The sequence below is a fragment of the Desulforhopalus sp. IMCC35007 genome (genome assembly GCF_005116575.1).
Taxonomy (GTDB): Bacteria; Desulfobacterota; Desulfobulbia; order Desulfobulbales; family Desulfocapsaceae; genus Desulforhopalus_A.
The window spans coordinates 1-17909 of the sequence record NZ_SWCN01000012.1 but is presented as its reverse complement, the minus strand read 5'-3'; the positions used below and the strand labels follow the sequence as shown (position 1 = coordinate 17909).

The 17909-nt window shown below is 47.9% G+C and carries 13 protein-coding genes; 2 read left to right on the top strand and 11 right to left on the bottom strand.

What is annotated here, in order from left to right:
• Positions 1–18 precede the first annotated feature (18 nt).
• From FCL48_RS13465 to FCL48_RS13440, 6 genes are all read right to left on the bottom strand, one after another.
• Entirely contained in the window at positions 19–501 is a 483-nt protein-coding gene (locus FCL48_RS13465; RefSeq protein WP_169309216.1) for a cytochrome c3 family protein, read from the bottom strand.
• Positions 498–2375 carry an ATP-dependent zinc metalloprotease FtsH gene (gene ftsH / locus FCL48_RS13460; RefSeq protein ID WP_136872810.1) on the bottom strand — a complete coding sequence of 626 codons (1878 nt, stop codon included), beginning with the start codon at positions 2373–2375 and terminating at the stop codon, positions 498–500. Before ftsH ends, FCL48_RS13465 begins: the two co-directional genes overlap by 4 nt.
• A gap of 11 nt (positions 2376–2386) precedes the next feature.
• Positions 2387–3265, bottom strand: coding sequence for a transposase (locus FCL48_RS13455; protein ID WP_136872809.1), 879 nt, complete (start codon positions 3263–3265; stop codon positions 2387–2389).
• Between the two features lie 398 nt (positions 3266–3663).
• Positions 3664–5490: a sigma-54 dependent transcriptional regulator gene (locus FCL48_RS13450; protein ID WP_136872808.1), complete on the bottom strand. Its 1827-nt coding sequence runs from the start codon at positions 5488–5490 to the stop codon at positions 3664–3666.
• A gap of 24 nt (positions 5491–5514) precedes the next feature.
• Positions 5515–6252, bottom strand: coding sequence for a PAS domain-containing protein (locus FCL48_RS13445; RefSeq protein WP_169309215.1), 738 nt, complete (start codon positions 6250–6252; stop codon positions 5515–5517).
• A 5-nt stretch (positions 6253–6257) separates the two neighbouring features.
• Positions 6258–8264, bottom strand: a complete 2007-nt coding sequence (locus FCL48_RS13440) for a PAS domain-containing sensor histidine kinase (protein ID WP_169309214.1) — start codon at positions 8262–8264, stop codon at positions 6258–6260.
• A gap of 496 nt (positions 8265–8760) precedes the next feature.
• Here FCL48_RS13440 and FCL48_RS13435 point away from each other — a divergent pair, with 496 nt between their 5' ends.
• Both FCL48_RS13435 and FCL48_RS13430 read left to right on the top strand, forming a co-directional pair.
• Positions 8761–9204, top strand: a complete 444-nt coding sequence (locus FCL48_RS13435) for a PPC domain-containing DNA-binding protein (protein WP_136872805.1) — start codon at positions 8761–8763, stop codon at positions 9202–9204.
• An 8-nt stretch (positions 9205–9212) separates the two neighbouring features.
• A complete protein-coding gene (locus FCL48_RS13430; protein ID WP_136872804.1) occupies positions 9213–11657 on the top strand; it encodes a glycosyltransferase in 2445 nt (814 codons plus the stop codon).
• 18 nt (positions 11658–11675) lie between these two features.
• On the opposite strand, the gene FCL48_RS13425 is transcribed toward FCL48_RS13430, so the two are convergent.
• The 5 genes from FCL48_RS13425 to FCL48_RS13405 all read right to left on the bottom strand — a co-directional run bounded on the left by FCL48_RS13425 (position 11676) and on the right by FCL48_RS13405 (position 17259).
• Positions 11676–14210: a response regulator gene (locus FCL48_RS13425; protein WP_136872803.1), complete on the bottom strand. Its 2535-nt coding sequence runs from the start codon at positions 14208–14210 to the stop codon at positions 11676–11678.
• A 211-nt stretch (positions 14211–14421) separates the two neighbouring features.
• Positions 14422–14661, bottom strand: coding sequence for a glutathione S-transferase N-terminal domain-containing protein (locus FCL48_RS13420; protein WP_136872802.1), 240 nt, complete (start codon positions 14659–14661; stop codon positions 14422–14424).
• A gap of 36 nt (positions 14662–14697) precedes the next feature.
• A complete protein-coding gene (locus FCL48_RS13415; RefSeq protein WP_136872801.1) occupies positions 14698–15465 on the bottom strand; it encodes an ABC transporter permease in 768 nt (255 codons plus the stop codon).
• A complete protein-coding gene (locus FCL48_RS13410) occupies positions 15462–16370 on the bottom strand; it encodes an ABC transporter ATP-binding protein (RefSeq protein WP_136872800.1) in 909 nt (302 codons plus the stop codon). The genes FCL48_RS13415 and FCL48_RS13410 overlap by 4 nt, the downstream gene beginning before the upstream one ends.
• 10 nt (positions 16371–16380) lie before the next feature.
• Positions 16381–17259, bottom strand: a complete 879-nt coding sequence (locus FCL48_RS13405; RefSeq protein WP_136872799.1) for a hypothetical protein — start codon at positions 17257–17259, stop codon at positions 16381–16383.
• Between the last annotated feature and the right edge of the window lie 650 nt (positions 17260–17909).

Genomic DNA, 17909 nt, shown 5'->3' with positions numbered 1-17909 from the left:
TCCTATCCTGCAGGGGAGCTACTGTTTTTCATGGAACAGTTTCTTGCCTTTCTGGCTGTATTCATGACAGTCGCGGCAGCCAGTGGGGCCGCTGTCTTGAAGATGGCAGTTGCGGCAAAGCAGGTGCCAGCTTGCCTTTAAGCCCGGCGTGTCAATGTGATACCTGTTGATGGCATTGATGTTTGTTTCGCTCGGATTGTCATAATTGTCCGGCCGGTGGCATCCGGAGCATTTATTTTTTTCACGAGAAGCCCTGCCGCTATGGCAGGGCGCGCATTCTCCGGGCTGTCCATCAAGGTCGCTGCTGTGGTGACATCGACTGCAGTCATAGATTTCCGTGTGCATGGCATGGTCAAACAGCACGGGTTCGTAAAGCTCTGCAAGCTGGTCCATGGTCACTTCGGCGGGGCCTGTCTCTTCTGCCAGAACCGATGATGTCAGAAAGATAATGCCAAGCAGACACAGCAATTGCATTGTCTGGCGTGGGCCTTTTTTGTTCATTGTGATTCCTCCTCCTGCAATGATTCTTTGCATGCGTCTGCGCCTTCGTCTGCATTCAAGTCGGCGCTTGCGTCTGATCTGTGGCAGATATGATCTGTTTTTTTCTTGTTTTCGTTTCTGTTGAGATAACATTGTATAACGATATCGACCTCTTCTCCATCCACCGTCTCGTTCACCAGGAGTAATTCGGCCAGTTCATGGATGAGTGTATTGTGCTGGCGGAGAAGAGCCTCGGTCTGGCTGTAGCAGTCGCGGATAATGCGGCGGATTTCAAGATCAATTTCCCGTGTTGTTTTTTCGCTCAAGGGTGACGCGGGTTGGTTGGCTGTCTGGGAATGATAGACCATTGCTCCCATTGCAGAGCTCATTCCCCACTCGCTGACAATTCTGCGGGCGATGGCCGTGGCGCCTGCAATATCATTAGAGGCCCCGGTGGAAAGCTGTTTAAAGACGATCTCTTCGGAGATTCTGCCCCCCAGAAGCACCTTTATTCGGTTCAACAGGTAGACAAGTGAGTAGGTGTAGTGCTCCTCAAAGGGAATTTGCTGGGTGAGTCCGAGGGCCTGCCCCCTCGGGATGATGGTGATCTTATGGAGACGATCGGTTTCAGGGAGCAGGGCTGCGACAATGGCGTGACCCGCCTCGTGATAGGCTATAATTCGTCGTTCATTATCGTTTATGGCGGCATTTTTACGTTCAAGACCCATGATGATTTTGTCTTTTGCCTCCTCAAAATCAACAAGTTCCACCGCTTTTTTCTCTTTTCGAGCGGCAATCAGGGCCGCTTCATTGACAAGATTGGCAATATCTGCACCGCTGAAACCAGGGATTCCCTGGGCAATATGTGCAAGGCTCATACCGCTTGCGGTGATGACATTACGGGTGTGGACATCGAGGATTTTGATCCGACCCTTAAGGTTTGGCAGGGAAACCGTGAGCTGTCGGTCAAAACGCCCTGGTCGAAGGAGTGCAGGGTCGAGGATGTCGGGGCGATTGGTGGCCCCAACGATGATAACGGTTTTATCGTGGCTTGAAAATCCATCCATTTCAACAAGCAGGGCATTCAGAGTCTGCTCTCGTTCCTCGTGAGAGCCGTTCATGCCGCCGCTTCTTTTACCGCCTATGGCATCAATTTCATCGATAAAGACGATGCATGGGGCATTCTTTTTGGCCATTTGGAAAAGTTCGCGAACTCTGGACGCCCCGACACCTGCAAACATCTCGACAAAATCAGAACCTCCAAGCGAAAAAAAGGGCACTGATGCCTCCCCGGCAAGAGCTCGGGCGAGCAAGGTCTTGCCGGTTCCAGGGGGGCCCTGCAGTAAGACACCACTTGGTATACGCCCTCCCAGTTGGCTGTATTTTTCCTGATGTTTTAAGAAATCAATAATTTCGACGAGTTCTTCACGAACCTCATCAATTCCTGCGACATCTTCAAAGGTTTTTTTACCCGTTATCTGTTTTGCGCTCGGGAATCGGTTGTTGCCTGTAAATTCATTTTTTGCTGAAGATTTCCGGGTAAGATATCCCCAGAGAATACTGAGAATAAAAAACCAAAGGATAAGAGGAGCAAAGGTCTGCAGGTTACTGGGAGGAGCCTTGGTAGTCAGAATAACTCCGGATTGCAGTAAGATGGGCATAAGTGCGGGGATGTCAGGTCCGTAGGTAATAAATTCGTTATCGGTTGTATCCACGGCCTGGATTTTTCCACCGGTTAATTCTACGGTCCGAATCCTTTCTTCCTGCAACTGATTGATAAAGGTCGAATAGGGACGGTTGGGCGGCGTTGTCTCAATCAACCAGACGTTGTAGAAGAGAAGGCCGACTAAAGTGACCCCTGTGAGGATGAGGCCTGCCTGAAATTTTGTATTCATCTCGTAGCTCCTCAGGCTCTTGCAGGATTCCCTGCTTGTTCAACCGGGAGACCAGCCATGATACCGGTAAAAAGGTGATCAAGTATTTCCAGGCGATTGGACCAGGATCTTGTGTTATAGCGAAAGACAAATTCATTGAGATAGTCCTGGATGTATTTGGCAGATGAGGCCCCTCGGTAGAGGTGATGCATCCAGGTATGCAACTCATGAATGAGGGCCTCTGCCTCCCTGTTTGTATAATCGTTGGTCCTGAGTGTGTATTTATTGTGTAAAGAAATGACTTCAGCGATAACGGATGTGGGGGCGATAACTTGTTGTCCCGTGGGCACTGCCTGGCTGATAAAATCAGCCAGCGCTGCCGGATTTTCCCCGGAAAGTGCCGAGAGCCGGATTCTCTTTTTCTGTTGTTTCGCTTCTGGTTCCTCAATCAGATAGGCTATTTGGGAGGTATACTTATGAAACGCATCGTCACTTTGCCTTCGAGCAGTGATGGCGTACACCGGACCCGTAAGCGGTTCCGCTTCGGCTATTGCCGCAGCCTGACGCAGTTTTTTTAACCAGTTCCAGGCAGTTTGGTAGGTAGCAATATGAAAGATATGTTGCAATGATCTGGCACTGATGCCCCCTTCTGTGCAAGAGAAAAGGGCCGCCACCTGGAGCCACTCGGCGAGGCTTTTCTTGCTCCCGTGCATGAGGGTGTTGGCGGTGATTGAGCTCTGTTTCCTGCAGAACCTGCAGACGATTGTGTGGGCTGGCGCAACATCGGTCTGTTTTCTGTCACAAAACGGACAGTGGAAGCCAGCCGGCCAACGCTTGTTGAACAGATAGTTAATACACTCCTGATCCGTCTCAAAAATATTCCCATACCTTATACTTTCAAGGGGGGCCATAGTCGTTCCTCCATAGCAGCCTATCTCATTTAATTATTCAATAGCATATGCAGTGCCAGGGTGGTGTTTTATAGCTATGAAATTTTTCTTCAATGTTAATTGTTTGAAAGTAGTTGATATCAAACGATAAAGAATGGAGATTGTAAAAAGGAGCGGTGGTTGGTTCTGTGTCCAAAACTCTGGGCAAAAGTGTTGTACCACACAACTGTTGCAACAGTTTTGTAGTATGGAGGACTGTATCTCAGAAAGCCTTTGAGCAATAATAGAAGAGCTTGAGATGTGGTATGGTGAAAGAAGATAACTATACAGATAGCCAGGAAGCTATGAGGGACGTCGGAACTAACCCTCGAGCCACCTTGTGCGGCAATAAAAAGAAGGCCGGAAGTTTTGTCCCTGGCTCAGATGGACAGACTTTCAAGATCAATATGGAGCTCATGGATCTTTCGATAGAGGGTTGACCGGTCGATTTTAAGCATTCGGGCGGCCTTTGCCTTGTTTCCTCCTGATTTTTGCAGGGCTGTGATAATGTTTTCTTTAATGTCTGTATCTTTTGCAAAAAAAAGTTCCGAGGGCGGTTCTTCAGCTCTTGCAGATACTTTATCAGAGACTAAATGAGTAAGGGGAGAGAGGGGTGTATTGGGTCTCGCTTCAATACAGACGATGTTTTCCGGCAGTTGAGCCGAGGATATTGTTGTTTCAGGGCAGAGCACACAGGCACGTTCAATAATATGCTCAAGCTCCCTGACGTTTCCAGGCCAGGAATAACTGCAGAGGCTGGCAAGTGCCTGGTCGGAGATCCCCGTTATCCTTTTTTTCAGTTGCAGAGAAAAACGCTGAATGAACAGATTCACAAGAAGTGGAATGTCCCCGTCCCGTGCCTTGAGAGGAGGCAGGGCAATATCAATGATAAGCAGTCTGTAATAGAGATCCTCCCTGAAACTACCTGTCCGGACTTTTTCCTTTAAATCGGCGTTGGTTGCAGCGATCACCCGGACGTCCACCTTTACTTCCTTATCCCAGCCAACCGGATAGTAGGTCTTCTCCTGGAGAAAACGGAGCAGGCGCAGCTGCATCATCTGGGAAATATCGCCGATTTCATCCAAAAAAAGAGTCCCTCCCTTGGCCTGGTAGATACGTCCCTTGCGGTCCTCCGTCGCCCCTGTAAAGGCACCTTTTTTATGACCAAAGAGTTCACTTTCCAGAAGATTGTCACCAATGGCGGTGCAATCCACTTTTATCAGAGGTTTATCCCTTCGTAGACTTTCTTTGTGCAGTGCATCGACTACCAGTTCTTTTCCTGTACCACTGGCCCCTGTGACCAGGACGGAGGAATCCACCTTGCCAATGTTTTTAATAAGGGTGAAGACTTCCTGCATCGCGGGACTCGCACCGATCATCTTGTGCAGGCGGTGGCTTGGGGACTGCTGCTCTTTCTTTTTGTAGGTGATGTCACGCAGAACAAGGACCGCCCCGGTGGAGGTATGCCTGTCTGTTTGTAAATACTCAAGAGGAGAGACACAGATACTGAGAAGTTTAGTTTCCTCCCCGATATTGCATTCCAGGCGGAGGTCGGTGAGAGCCTTGCCTGTCTGCATGACCTTTGCTGTAATTGAACAGAGAACATTGAGGTCAGTCTGCCAGAAGCAGTCGTCGAGTTTTGCTCCGGCTTCAATTCTTTTTTCACTTCTTGAAAAGAGCTGAAGTGAGGTGTGGTTGATTTCTTCAATTGTGAGGCTGCTGTCAACAGAGATGATGGTGTCGGACACACTTTTAAAAATTGTTTCCAGGACCTTGCGATACTGATCGCGTGCCGCATCCGCTTTTTTTTTCTCCTGCTCCAGTCTGTATTGCCGCAATGCCAGGCGCGCAGTTTTCAGGAGCGTCTCTTTTTCAACCGGCTTTGGGATATAGTCAAAGGCACCGAGACGGACCGCGTCGGAGGCCGTTTCAACCTGGGGAAAACCGGTGATGATGACGACGGGACAGGTGATTCCCATGTCATTGAACTGTTGCAGCAGGTCGATGCCGGAGTGGCTTTCTAAAACGATGTCACAGATGATCAGATCAAAATCTTCGGAGCTGGCAGCGGAAATGGCCTCGTCAAAACTTGCAACCGTCTGAACGTTTTCGTAGCCGGCCCGGGTGAGAAAAATACGAAAGGTGTTTCGAAGGCTTTCCTCATCATCTACAATAAGAATTGAAGTTTTTTCATGTTCTTTTGTCATGGATTTTCCCTTTAAAAGACACGGTTATTTGTAGGTATTCAGGTCTCTGAACACAACAACTGCACCCGTGAGCATTCCCTGATCCTCTATGGGAGTACTGACATATTCAACCGGAAAGCTGGAACCGTTTTTACACCAGAAGACATCCCCTGTTTTGTAGTGTACCTTGCCGTCTTTATATGCCTGATAAATAGGGCAGTCCTCTTCTTTATGTTCTGTCCCGTCCGGCAGGGTGTGGTGGATCCTGCTATGGTGGGTGAGTCCTGAAAGTTCCTCCTGCTCCCAGCCAAGCATCAGCGAGGCGGCCTTGTTCATAAACATTACCCTGCCCCGTTTATCAAGGCCGAGGATGCCTTCTCCAGCCGAGTCAAGGATAAGGGTTTGTCGCTTTTGCAGCGCTCGAATTTCACCTTCTGCCTGGATACGTTCTGCAATTTCACGATTCAGGGCACCATTGGCAACCTGCAACTGATAGATACGATCCTGGTTTGACTGTTTAAACTGGTTTTCGAGGGTGGTATTTTTGTCTCGTTCCTCGATGAGCTGTTTTTCTGTTTCTTCAGCCCGTAGATGGACTTTTTTTTGCCAGAACCAAAGGGTAAAAAAAACAGCGATAAAAAGGGCAAGGAGCATAAGCAGAAAACTGATCATTCTGCCGGGGTCTGCTATATCTTCAGGATTTCTGAACATGGGGACCGCCGCAATGGCAAAGATCATAAATTCGGCAGCAATGATGAATTGAGTTGAGTCTATTTTTGCCATGATGCTCACTGGAAGATGAGGGGAAGGTCTATGGTGAATTTTGTCCATTCTCCAGGTTTGCTCTGAACCCGGATAAAGCCACCGTGATCTCTGATGAGGCCATGACTGATACTCAGGCCAAGGCCGGTTCCTTCGCCTTTTGGCTTGGTGGAAAAAAACGGATCAAACAGCCTGTTTCGTATTTCAGGTACGATTCCTATGCCCGAATCGGTAAAGGTAAGACGGATGAATTTGCCTTCTTTTTTATTGATAAGTACAGCCTTTATGTCGATTTTCTTTTTTTTGCACGGCTCTGGAAAACGCGTATTCACTGCGTACCGGGCGTTACTGATGATATTGAGTACCACCTGTTGTAATTGTTGTTCGTTGCACTTGAGCGGCGGGATGTTGTCTGCGATGTCGATGCTGCAGGTGATTCCATCCTTTTTGAGGAGATGGCCCATGAGTTCAATGCTGTTGCCAATTATTTTGGCTATATCTGAGCAGGTCGGGATTTCTTTTCGTCTTCGTGCAAAGTCGAGAAGATTGGAAACAATACCGGCTATTCGTTTGCCTTCACTGATGATGTTGCGGAGATTGTCAGGCGCTTCAGGGTCGTCTGGTTCGTCAAGGATAATCTGGGCGTAGTTGATGATACCGTTGATGGGATTGTTGATTTCGTGGGCAACCCCGGAGGCCAGCTCCCCTATTGCGGCAAGCTGGGCAACCCGAATAGCCTCTGCCCGAATAACCTCCTCCTCGGTAAGATTTCTGGCGAGCAGCAGAGTGGCGTTGACCCCGCCGTTTTCTTCAATGAGCGGGCTCACGGTAAGCATGTAGGTTCCATGGAGACCATGGAGTTCAGTTTCGGAAATCTGGGTTTTTTGATGACCGATGAGGAGCTCGAGTGGACATTGGGCCAGATCTCCGTGTCCACCATGAAGCACGTCACAGACGTTTTTACCGATAACCTCTTCCCTGCGTTTTTTGGCAGCGGCAAAAGTTGCAGGATTTGCTTCGAGAATTGTGAAGTCGTTTGCAACAAGAAGTGCCGGGTCCTGCATGGCGATAAATATTTTTTCCCATCGTGCGGTAAACATATTCAGTTGCTGACCCGCAAAAAGATTGTCGGTTTCATCGATACCGAGCATGACAAGACCCACTTGACCCGTCTCGATATTATGACGGATAGAACCGTGCCAGCTGATATACCTCTGGGAACCGGATTTTGTGAGCAGCGGCACCATGAAGTTGATATTTTCCTGGGTTCCCTGGAGAATTTTTGAAAAGGTCTGTTGAAACTGGAGCCGGTTCTCCGGGCTGACCATCACATCAACCCAATATTTTTCAAGGATTTCCTGTTCCGTGTAGCCGGTGACCTCTTCTGCGCGGTTATTGAAGGACAGAATTGTGCCGCAGGGGCGGATTGTGACCATGAGAGCCTGGATAGTGTCGACAATTTCTTTATTGAAATCTCTTTCACTCTTCAGCTTCAGGGTGGTGTCCTGGGAGTAGATGGCCAGGGCCAGGTCGTCCATTACATGGGAAATAAACTCGCCTTTGAGTTCACCAAGGTTAAACTCCTCAGTGCAATGCATGGCAATAAAGCCATACTTCCGGGTCTGGTAGGCAATCGGCCAGACAGCGCAGTATGGAGGCCAGAAACCTGCACCAATTTTACTGTCATCATCGAACTGGAGATAGCAGGGTGCAGTAAATTGTGTGAGATGTGGACCAAATCTTTCTATGAGAATATCACCAAGCTGTTGTTGTTTTCTGGCGTGGTGGGGGCTTGCTTTTGGAGTGGAAGCAACAGAGATAAGGCTGGACTGGTTTACGTCTATATCGCCGGCCCAGACAAAGTCGCAGCCGAAAGCGTCGGAGATAATGGTACAGCAGTGTTGATAAATCAGTGATCGGTCCTGATCTTCTGGGTCCTGGAGACTCTGCTCTCTGATCGCCGTGAGGAGCCGGTTTCGGCTTTGGAAAAGGTGGAGAGCTTCGACATCCTTTTTTGAAATGCGATTTACCATTGTGCATCCCTCCATCGTGTGGAAATAGCACGAGTAACCCATACCCGGATGTGGCATTGTACATTGCCGTTGTATGTCGATACCTCTGTACCCGGGAAGCCCATGATACATAAATATCCTAACATGATATTATCCGTAAGGCCACCTTGAATGAAGTGAAGAGCCATAAAGAAACAGAGAATATGCGTTCCGGTTGGAGGAAGCGTTGCCTGAAATTGCTGTTGCTGTGGCAGAGAGGCCAGAACAAACATGTTATGGCTACCATCAGAAAATTTTGCTGCTGTATTAGTTTGGCGAGGTGTAGTATTTTAGTACCGTAGAAATTCATTCGATGTCTGTGCTTATCTCTTTTTATGAATGAATTTCGTGAAGGTACTTATACCCCTCAGCTAAGTGACAGACTCCGAGGGGGTACTGAACTGAGTCCCGTTTATCGGGGTTAGCCACTATTATTCGTGAAGTTATTTGAGAGATATACAATGACGGAGAAAGAGGGATGAAATATTCAGAGGCACGACAAGGCAGGGTATTTATTCTGCGACTTGAAGACGGTGAGATTGTCCATGAAGTGATTGAAAAATTTGCAGCAGAGCAGGGGATTACTGCCGCATCCCTTATTGTGGTTGGTGGCGCAGACGATCAAAGTCAACTGGTTGTGGGGCCGGAAACGGATAGAGGTTTGCCGCTGAATCCCATGAGTCATCAGTTGAGAAATGCCCATGAAGTTACAGGCACGGGCACTCTTTTCTGTGACGAGGAAGGGACACCGCTTTTGCATATGCATATGGCCTGCGGCAGACAGGATGAAACCATTACAGGCTGTATTCGTTCAGGTGTGAAGGTGTGGCGTGTCATGGAGGTGGTTATCCATGAAATTCTGGACACCGGTGCCAGGAGGCTTATGGAAGCCCCACTTGATTTGAAATTATTACACCCCTAACGATTTACATGAATATTAAAAAAGCGGTCCTGGTCTTTCTGAGGGTGTGTATCAATAAAGAGTACAGGCAGCTCAGGCTGCTTGGAGTGTTTGATTCAGGGTACTATCTCAGCTTGCAGGAAAGGTTAACCGGGGACCAGGGTGATACGCTTGATCCTCTCTGGACCTATGTGAAAACGGCTCTGACAGCTGTGCAACAGGATAGCCGTGGGGCTGGAGACTGGAGCCAGCAGGCTGACCCCCACCCTCTTTTTGACACCAGTTATTATCTTCTGCGATATTTTCCGGAAGGTTTACAAGAGAATCCTTTTCTCCATTATCTGTCAAGTGGCTGGAAGCACGGTTTCTGCCCGGGTCCTTTCTTTGATCCGGATATCTATGGTTCATGGAGTGGCTGGAGAGCTGAGGATGGTAATCCCCTCTGTCATTATATTCGCCTGGGCCAGCAACAGGGCAAAAGCCCCAGCCTGAACTTTGATTTTCAATTCTACTTTGATACAAATCCAATTCTAGCAGGCCTCAAGAATGAAATAATCAAGCACTACAAGCTCCATGGAGCCTCAATTGGCAAAAGTCCCCTGCCGCTTTTTGACCCGGAATTTTATCTTGGCAGCCTCGCTCTTTCTGGCTTGGGCAAAACACCTGTCCTTGATCCGCTCTCCCATTATTTATGCCGGGCAAAGGAAGAAGGGGCTCGTCCTGCGGCCTGTTTTGATCCTGAATTTTATCTCGATCAGTGTGGGGCAGGGATCAGCAAGGGTGAGGCACTCTGCCACTATGTAACAAAAGGAGTGTTTGACCAGCTATATTGTTGCCGGCGGGTGGCTGAGCTTAAAGATAAACCGCTCATATCCCTGCTGGTGCCGGTGTATAATCCAGATCCGGCGGTCCTGAGGAACTGTATCCGCTCTGTCCTTTACCAGGCCTATCCCCATTGGGAGCTCTGTCTGGCTGATGACTGCAGTCCCCGGCCCGAGGTGCGGGTGCTTCTGCAAGAGTGGTCTGAAAAAGATACGCGGATAAAGGTTACCTTTCTCTCAGAAAATAATGGGATAGCAGGGGCAACCAATAGTGCCGCAACTCTTGCCACCGGCAGCTATGTTGGCTTTCTCGATAACGATGATGAACTCACCGTTGACTGTCTGTTGAAGGTGGTGGAGGAGCTCAATGCCAGCGGTGCTGACCTGCTTTACAGTGATGAAGATCTTATTGGAAACGATGGTACGGTTCTCTCAGTTTTCCGTAAACCGGGCTTTAATCAGGCGCTGCTCTTTTCTCACAATTATATCACCCATTTTGTCACGGTGAAAAAAAGCCTTTTTGAAAAGGTGGGTGGTTTGGATGCACTCTATGATGGTGCTCAGGACTACGACCTGCTGCTCAAATTGACCGAGCAGTGTGAGCGGGTGGTTCATATCCCGGAAATACTCTATCACTGGCGTGCCTCTGAGACTTCAACGAGTATCAATCATGGACAAAAAAACTACGCCAATGAAGCAGGCAGGAAGGCTTTAGAGGCTGCAATGGTGCGCAGGCAGATCCCACTTGGCGCCCTGCATACAGAGCTCAATTTTTTTTATCAACTTCGTGCCTGTCGTAAGGTAGAGCCAAGCGTTTCGGTAATCATCTGGGGCGCAGATGCGGGGGAATGTCACCAGAATTTAGTTTCGACTCTTATAGAAGGGAGTGGCGCCGCGTATCCGGAATATATCCTGGTTTCAACAAAGAGGGCAGCTAGTGAAAAGCTGAACCAACGGGTGGCCATAGCCGACGTCCAGGTACGCGTTGTCAGTTGTCCGCCGGCAGAGGGGATTGCGTCTGCTCTCAACCGGGTAATTGGCCAGCTTGAAAGTGAGTTTGTGGTTCTAATAGATGGTACAGCTCAAGCGATGAGCCATGACTGGCTCGAGGGGCTGACGAGTCCTTTTCTCCTGGAAGACGTTGCCATGGTCTGCGGCAGGGTGAATTTTGATGGGAGCGATGGGCCATCGTATCTCTATCCTCAACTCAGCAATGAGGACGCTTTGTACTTCCATGATTTTCTCCAGTCCTCTACCCGGCACATGGCGGGGCTGCATTGCCTGCAGGATGTGAGCTATGGCAATTGGCAGCTGGCCATGTTCAGGAGGGAGGAGTATCTGGATTTGGGAGGCTTTCTGGCACAAGAATTTCCACACCTTTTTGCAATGGCAGATTTCAGCTGTCGTCTTGTGGAGAGTGGTAAAAGGATTATCTACACTCCCTATGCATCTCTTGTAAAAACGAGCATTTCCTCTCTTCCTTTGACGGATGATGTTGAGGGGCTGATCGCTGAGAAAGCCTGGTTTCAACAAAAGCTGAGGGACCGGAAGATATCCTTTGATCCGTATTACAGTAAAGGCTTACTGGCAGACCATAAAATAGATGAAGCCTCGTTTCTAGGCTGGCTGGAGGGACAGAAACAGTCTGGATGATCCCTTATTCATGGGATATCAGGATGAGCCGTTCAACTCCCGATATATTGTAGTGGCAAGCGATTCGACGCTATAGGGCTTTTTTATATAGGTTCCGGCGCCGAGTGCCTGTGCCTTCTTCACCCTGGAGGTTTCAGAAAAACCGCTGACGATGATGGCCTTTTGCCGTGGGTTGGAAGATTTTATCGCTTCAAAGGTGGAGAGACCGTCATACTCCCCCGGCATAATCATATCGAGAACCAGCAGCTCATAGGTCTGTTTCTGGCATTTTTCAATGGCCTCAAGGCCGGAGCCTGCAACATCCACCTTGTAGTTAAGGTTGGTCAAAATACCCTTGGTGAGTATCCGTTGTTCCTCGAGGTCATCAACCACCAGGATGTTTTCATTATTGCCTAAATAGTCTTTTAAGGTGCATTTGTCCTGTTCGACGAGCAGTTCATCGGTTGTGGGAAAATAGACCATAAAAGTTGTGCCCTGGCCGGGTTTGCTTTTGATATCAATGTATCCGTTATGGTCTTTCACTGTTCCCCAGACAACGGCCATACCAAGGCCGGTACCGCTCCGGCCCATGATTTTGCTGGTGTAAAACGGCTCAAAAACCCGGTTGATTTCGCCAGTGGACATACCGATACCTGTATCCGTTATGGTCAGTGTGGAAAAACTCCCAGGCGGGATGGCTTCATAACCGGTGTACTCTTCGGTGAGGGTAACTTTTTTGGTGGAAATAGACAGGCGACCACCTTCGGGCATTGCCTCCACTCCATTGGTGAAAAAATTCATCAAAATCTTTGAGAGATGTACGGCGGAACCCTTGATGTTGGGCAGCCCGTTTTCAAGGTTAACATTGTATTCTATTCCGGATACAGATTTGGTGATGGATCGGTGCTCCGGGCTGGTAAGAAATTCTCTAATGATGGTGTTGATGTTGGTAATGACCTGAGTGCCAACGCCGCGTCTTGCAAGGGTGAGGAGATCCTGGACAATTGTCGCTGCGCGCTCTCCTGATTTTTTGATGGTCAGCAGTGGGGTTGTCATCGGGTCATCCGGACTTTTGTTAATGAGCAGCATGTCAGGATAACTGACGAGTCCTGAAAGAATGTTGTTGAGGTCGTGGGCAACCCCACCTGCAAGCATGCCGATCGCTTCCATCTTTTGGGAATTTTTCAAGCGGTTCTGTAACTCCACCTGTTCGGTTACGTCATGGATATCAATGACATACCCTTCAAGTTCTCTTGCCGTGGAATAGTAGGGGCTGATGGTGATGTTCCAGTAAAATTCATTGTTATGGCCGAGCCTCGGCCGAGTCTGGATTTGCACAGTTTCACCCTGCAGGCAGGAGGCGACCGCATCCTTTAATTCCAGATTATAAAAATCTTCACCAAGATAATCGATGATGGAGGTTCCTGTAATTGAAGCTGTAGGAGTGACGGCGATTGACCGATACACCTTATTGGTAAAGACATGGATATTGTTACGATCGATGAGGGCTATGGCATCATTTGAGGCTTCAATGACCCTGGCGTATTTTTGCAGGGTTTCTTCTGCTTTTTTTCTCTCTTTTATCTGAGATACCAGGTTTTTATTTATCTCCTGGAGTTCTGCCGTACGATTCCGGACCTGAAGGCGAAAGAGTATGAGGGTAATGCAGAGAAAGAAAGTGATACCAAGGGTGGCGTAGAGTACAGGACGAAGCCAGAATGGTTTTTGATACTTGGTCTCCACCATCAACCATTTGTTAATGGTTTTGTAATATATCGAAGTCTCATCTGCTTTGAAGCGGCTGAGGTACGTATCGATGGTGTGAGTGAGTTGCTGGTGCTGGCCTTTTGGGACGGCAAAGCGCATCTCTATTGGATTAAAAAGAACAGATGTTTCTTCAGCGGCAAATTGAAGTTTATTTTTTTCTCCAAAAAGCCTGTTGACCACTGCGACATCGATAACGCCTGCCTGGAGCATTTCAAAGACCGTTGTGTATTCATCTGTTTCAAGATATCGGCACTCTATGTTGAAGTTTTTCATCATTTTTTGCAGAGCAAAAAAATGAATGTCTCCCGCCTTTACTCCAATTATTTTATTTTTCAGCTCAAGAAACGAACTTATCTGGGTACTTTTTGCAGTGTAGAGCCCGGCCCAGTTGGCAATAACGTTTGCATAATTGTAATCAATGATTTCCTCCCTTTTCTCAGAATAGGCAACAGCAGGAAGAAGATCAATTTTGCCCTGTACGACGTCGTTAAACAACTTGTCGAAATGACCAACTGTGTACTCGAGCTGCCAGCCTTCTTTTTCTGCTATGCTTTCCAGGATGTCGATGAAAATACCGGCGGGATTGCCATTATTATCGATAAAAAGCGTAGGCTCATTGCTGTATACCCCAACAGTTATAGCGGTTGGGGTTGAACTGGCTTGCAGGGTACGGGGTGTTAAGGTGAGAAAGATACATACAAGAAAGAGGAATGTTGCGCAACTTTGGCCAAGAATCTGGCCAATAGTTTTATGGATGGTCTTTTCTGTGCGCATTGTGGGTTTAATGGTTTGAGGCCTTATTGACAAGCAGTCTCATGACAACTGATAGCGTTCTTTTCCCTGTACTCCCTTGACTAAATATATGACGGATGCTGCATGTTCGTCAAATATTACAAGATTATTTGTTAGTTTTGATTGAAAAAACATGAATTGGCGGGGCGCTGAACCTTTCAGCAGAAACAATGGTGTGACACGAAATGGAGTCTTGAGTACTCTCATTTCGTGTCAGAAAAGGGATTTACTTTTTGGCTTTGAGGTAGTCGATAATATCGGCGCTCTCATACATGGAGATTTCTCCGTCGATGAGAAAGGGAACCATACCTTTACCACCGGTTTTCAGAACCACTTCTCGGCCGGGAGTATTTGGAGCGGCATCAACGAGTTCAAAGTCCGAGCCTTCAACAAGACCCATTTCTGCTGCTGCTGTTTCCACCTTCTTACAATATGGGCATCCCGCCCTTACGTAGAGTTGAATCATGAATTCACCAAAGTTTTTATTTTAAATGAGTGTGGGTTACGTCCGTATGCCAATGCCTTTTTTAAAGAGATAAAGGTTGACGGAAAAAAGAACTACAGAAAACAGGAGAAGCATTCCAAGACCACTGTAAACATTGATATCGGAGCTGCCAAGAAAGCCATAACGGAATCCGTTGATCATATAGACAATAGGGTTGGCCTTTGACAGTGTCTGCCAGAAGTCAGGCAGCAGTGATATGGAATAGAACACTCCACCAAGATAGGTCAGAGGTGTTATGATGAAAGTGGGGATTATGGAAATATCGTCAAACTTTTTGGCAAATATACCGTTTATCATCCCCGCAAGTGAGAAAACGAAACTGGTGAGGAGGGCGAAGAGTCCTGCCCATAAAAAATTGTGTACAGGAAGTCTGACGAAAAAAAGGCTGACGATTGATACCAGAAGACCGACGCTGAGCCCCCGGGTCATTCCTCCTGCGACATAGCCAAGTATAATAACCCAGTTTGGTGTTGGGCTGACGAGAAGTTCCTCTACATTTCGCTGGAATTTTGCACTGAAAAAAGAAGAAACGGTGTTGGAGTAGGAGTTTGTTATAATTGCCATCATAATCAGGCCCGGCGCAATATATGCCATATAACTGAATCCGTTCATGTCTCCGAGCTGCGAGCCGATAAAGCTGCCGAAAATAATAAAATAGAGGGTGATCGTGATAACAGGCGGTACGAGGGTCTGTATCCAGATACGAAAAATTCGTATCATCTCCTTTCTGGCGATTGATTGCAGGGAAATCAGGTTTTCTCTCATTGTTCCACCAGCTCCATGAAGAGTTCTTCCAGTCTGTTTGACTTATTCCGCATACTTTCCACTGTAATATTGTGCCTATTGAGATGGGCAAAAATAGCGTTGAGAGAGAGGTGTTTGTCGATGGTTATCTCTACGGTGGTCTCCTCCTGGATACGAAAGTGACTTTCACCGAGAGGTGGAAGTTCTATTACCGGCTCCTTGGTTTCAAAAATAAAGGTTTCTTTGTTCAGTTTGCGGAGCAATGCTTTTTTACTGGTATTTACAATAATCTGGCCATGGTTGATGATGGCAATCTGTTTACACAGCTGTTCAGCCTCCTCGAGATAGTGGGTCGTGAGGATAATGGTTGTCCCCTTTTCATTGAGCTCGGTGAGAAAGTCCCACATGCCGCGTCTGAGTTCCACGTCGACTCCGGCGGTTGGTTCATCAAGGATAAGCAGACGAGGTTCATGTATCAGTCCCCTTGCAATCATGAGCCTTCGTTTCATGCCTCCCGAGAGTTCCCGGGCAGGGCTGTGCCGTTTTTCCCAGAGACCGAGTTTTTTGAGATATTTTTCTGCATTAGCATAGGCATGGTCTTTTTCCATCCCATAGTAGCCCGCCTGTTGGGTGACGATATCGATGACCTTTTCAAAAATAGAAAAATTGTATTCCTGGGGGACAACGCCAATGAGCCGCTTGGCAGCAGGGAAATCCTTATCGATGTCGATACCAAAGATTGTCACGGTGCCCTTGGTTTTCGTCACAAGGGAGGTCAGGATGCCGATGGTGGTGGTCTTGCCGGCGCCGTTTGGCCCGAGCAGGCCAAAAAAATCACCTTCTTTGACATCGAAGGTCACACCTTTAAGGGCAATGAAGCCACTGTTGTACACTTTATGTAGATCGCTGATACTTAGGGCGTCCATAGTTTTCTCTTTACTGACAAAGCTGTTTGAAATAATCAACAATTTCTCTGGCGAGATCCCGGCCCTCAAGTTCACCGATCTGGATAATGCCAGTGGGGCAGGTGATGTTGATTTCGGTCAATTGTTCGCCAATAAAATCAAGTCCGGTGAAATGTATCCCCTGGTTGAGCAGCCAGGGGCCGATTTCGTCAATGGCCGCCTGCTCTTTTGGCGTGAGAACCGTGAGCAGTGCCTCGCTGCTGGCAAAGTTTGCATGGTAGCCGCTTTTGGGCTTGCGCATGGCAGCTCCAATAAATCTATCACCAAGCATGAGCACTCTTTTGTCACCGTCGTAGACCCGCTCCTGAAATTGCTGGACCATTGCAGGTTTGCTTCCATGGTCTGTGAAGGCGCCCATGGCTTCATCATCGTCTTTTTCGATCTTTTGGACTGATTTACCCTGAAAACTATCAAGGGATTTGATGACGCAGAGGCCATGGCGTTCGATAAAGTCCTTGATCAGCGCAGGATCTGAGCTGACCATGGTTGGTGGCATATATTTTCCAAAGGGAAGGGCGATAAGCTTCTCGTTGTAATCACGAAGGGCTGAGGCGCTGTTGACCACCAGGGTGCCGGAGAGTGACAGCAGGTGAGTGGCGTAATGAAATGCCAGGTCGTAGGGTGGCTCTTTACGCATAAATATGAGCTGATAATCACCGAGTACCTTCTTCTGTCTGACATTATTGCCGTCTGTGGCCATTACAGCAGCCTGAAGCTCAAAAAACAGGTCTTCAATCGTTGCCGTATCTACCTCTATGCCCTGTCTTCTTGCTTCATTGATAACGGCAAGTGAGGTGTCTGTTTTTGGTTTCAATCCGTCAATTGGGTCAAGTACTACAAGCCAGGCCATAAAAAATCCTCATTGGTTGAAAAAACCTCGGTAAAAGTGTATGGGTGTCCCCATTGCTCGGTTATGCGCATGTCTTCACGTGTATTGTAAAAGGTAACAACGATTTACCTCTTCACATCCAGGGTCTGAACGTGTCCTTTCCGGCTATCAGAGCCGAGTGAATATTAATAATCATCATCGGCCAGAGTGTTAGGTGAAGTCTTCAGTTTATTGATAAAATCTTTTGAGCTGGAGGCCGCCTCAGAATGCTTTTATAAGCGTTGTAATGATTCCGATTTTTTGAACGAACAGGGTTACCCTGTTTGATATCTTCTGGCCAAATGTGTCTCCGCAAGCAGGCGGTGGATGGAGCCTCTACCAAGTCCGTTGTCGGAACAGACACTGCCACAATCTTTGCTGATTCTTCCCTATCAACTTTTTCCCCTCGCCCCTCAAAGGTAGGTGCCTTTACCCCTTCGGCTTCACGCCTTGTGGATGCCCCAGTCACTTGGTCTTAGGCTGCCTGGAAATTTCATTTGGTTACCCTGAAAATCGGGTAAAGCGCACACTATTTAGTATTCACTCCCAAGTACTTCAAGAGCAGCCTGTCTCTGGCCACCGATTCGGTGGACCATCTATAGCTGCCCATGACAGTCTGGACCTTTGTGGTT

Coding starts and splice junctions, on each gene's coding strand:
- FCL48_RS13465 (WP_169309216.1), bottom strand. CDS start 501: ATGAACAAAAAAGGCCCACGCCAGACAATGCAATTGCTGTGTCTGCTT.
- ftsH (WP_136872810.1), bottom strand. CDS start 2,375: ATGAATACAAAATTTCAGGCAGGCCTCATCCTCACAGGGGTCACTTTA.
- FCL48_RS13455 (WP_136872809.1), bottom strand. CDS start 3,265: ATGGCCCCCCTTGAAAGTATAAGGTATGGGAATATTTTTGAGACGGAT.
- FCL48_RS13450 (WP_136872808.1), bottom strand. CDS start 5,490: ATGACAAAAGAACATGAAAAAACTTCAATTCTTATTGTAGATGATGAG.
- FCL48_RS13445 (WP_169309215.1), bottom strand. CDS start 6,252: ATGGCAAAAATAGACTCAACTCAATTCATCATTGCTGCCGAATTTATG.
- FCL48_RS13440 (WP_169309214.1), bottom strand. CDS start 8,264: ATGGTAAATCGCATTTCAAAAAAGGATGTCGAAGCTCTCCACCTTTTC.
- FCL48_RS13435 (WP_136872805.1), top strand. CDS start 8,761: ATGAAATATTCAGAGGCACGACAAGGCAGGGTATTTATTCTGCGACTT.
- FCL48_RS13430 (WP_136872804.1), top strand. CDS start 9,213: ATGAATATTAAAAAAGCGGTCCTGGTCTTTCTGAGGGTGTGTATCAAT.
- FCL48_RS13420 (WP_136872802.1), bottom strand. CDS start 14,661: ATGATTCAACTCTACGTAAGGGCGGGATGCCCATATTGTAAGAAGGTG.
- FCL48_RS13415 (WP_136872801.1), bottom strand. CDS start 15,465: ATGAGAGAAAACCTGATTTCCCTGCAATCAATCGCCAGAAAGGAGATG.
- FCL48_RS13410 (WP_136872800.1), bottom strand. CDS start 16,370: ATGGACGCCCTAAGTATCAGCGATCTACATAAAGTGTACAACAGTGGC.
- FCL48_RS13405 (WP_136872799.1), bottom strand. CDS start 17,259: ATGGCCTGGCTTGTAGTACTTGACCCAATTGACGGATTGAAACCAAAA.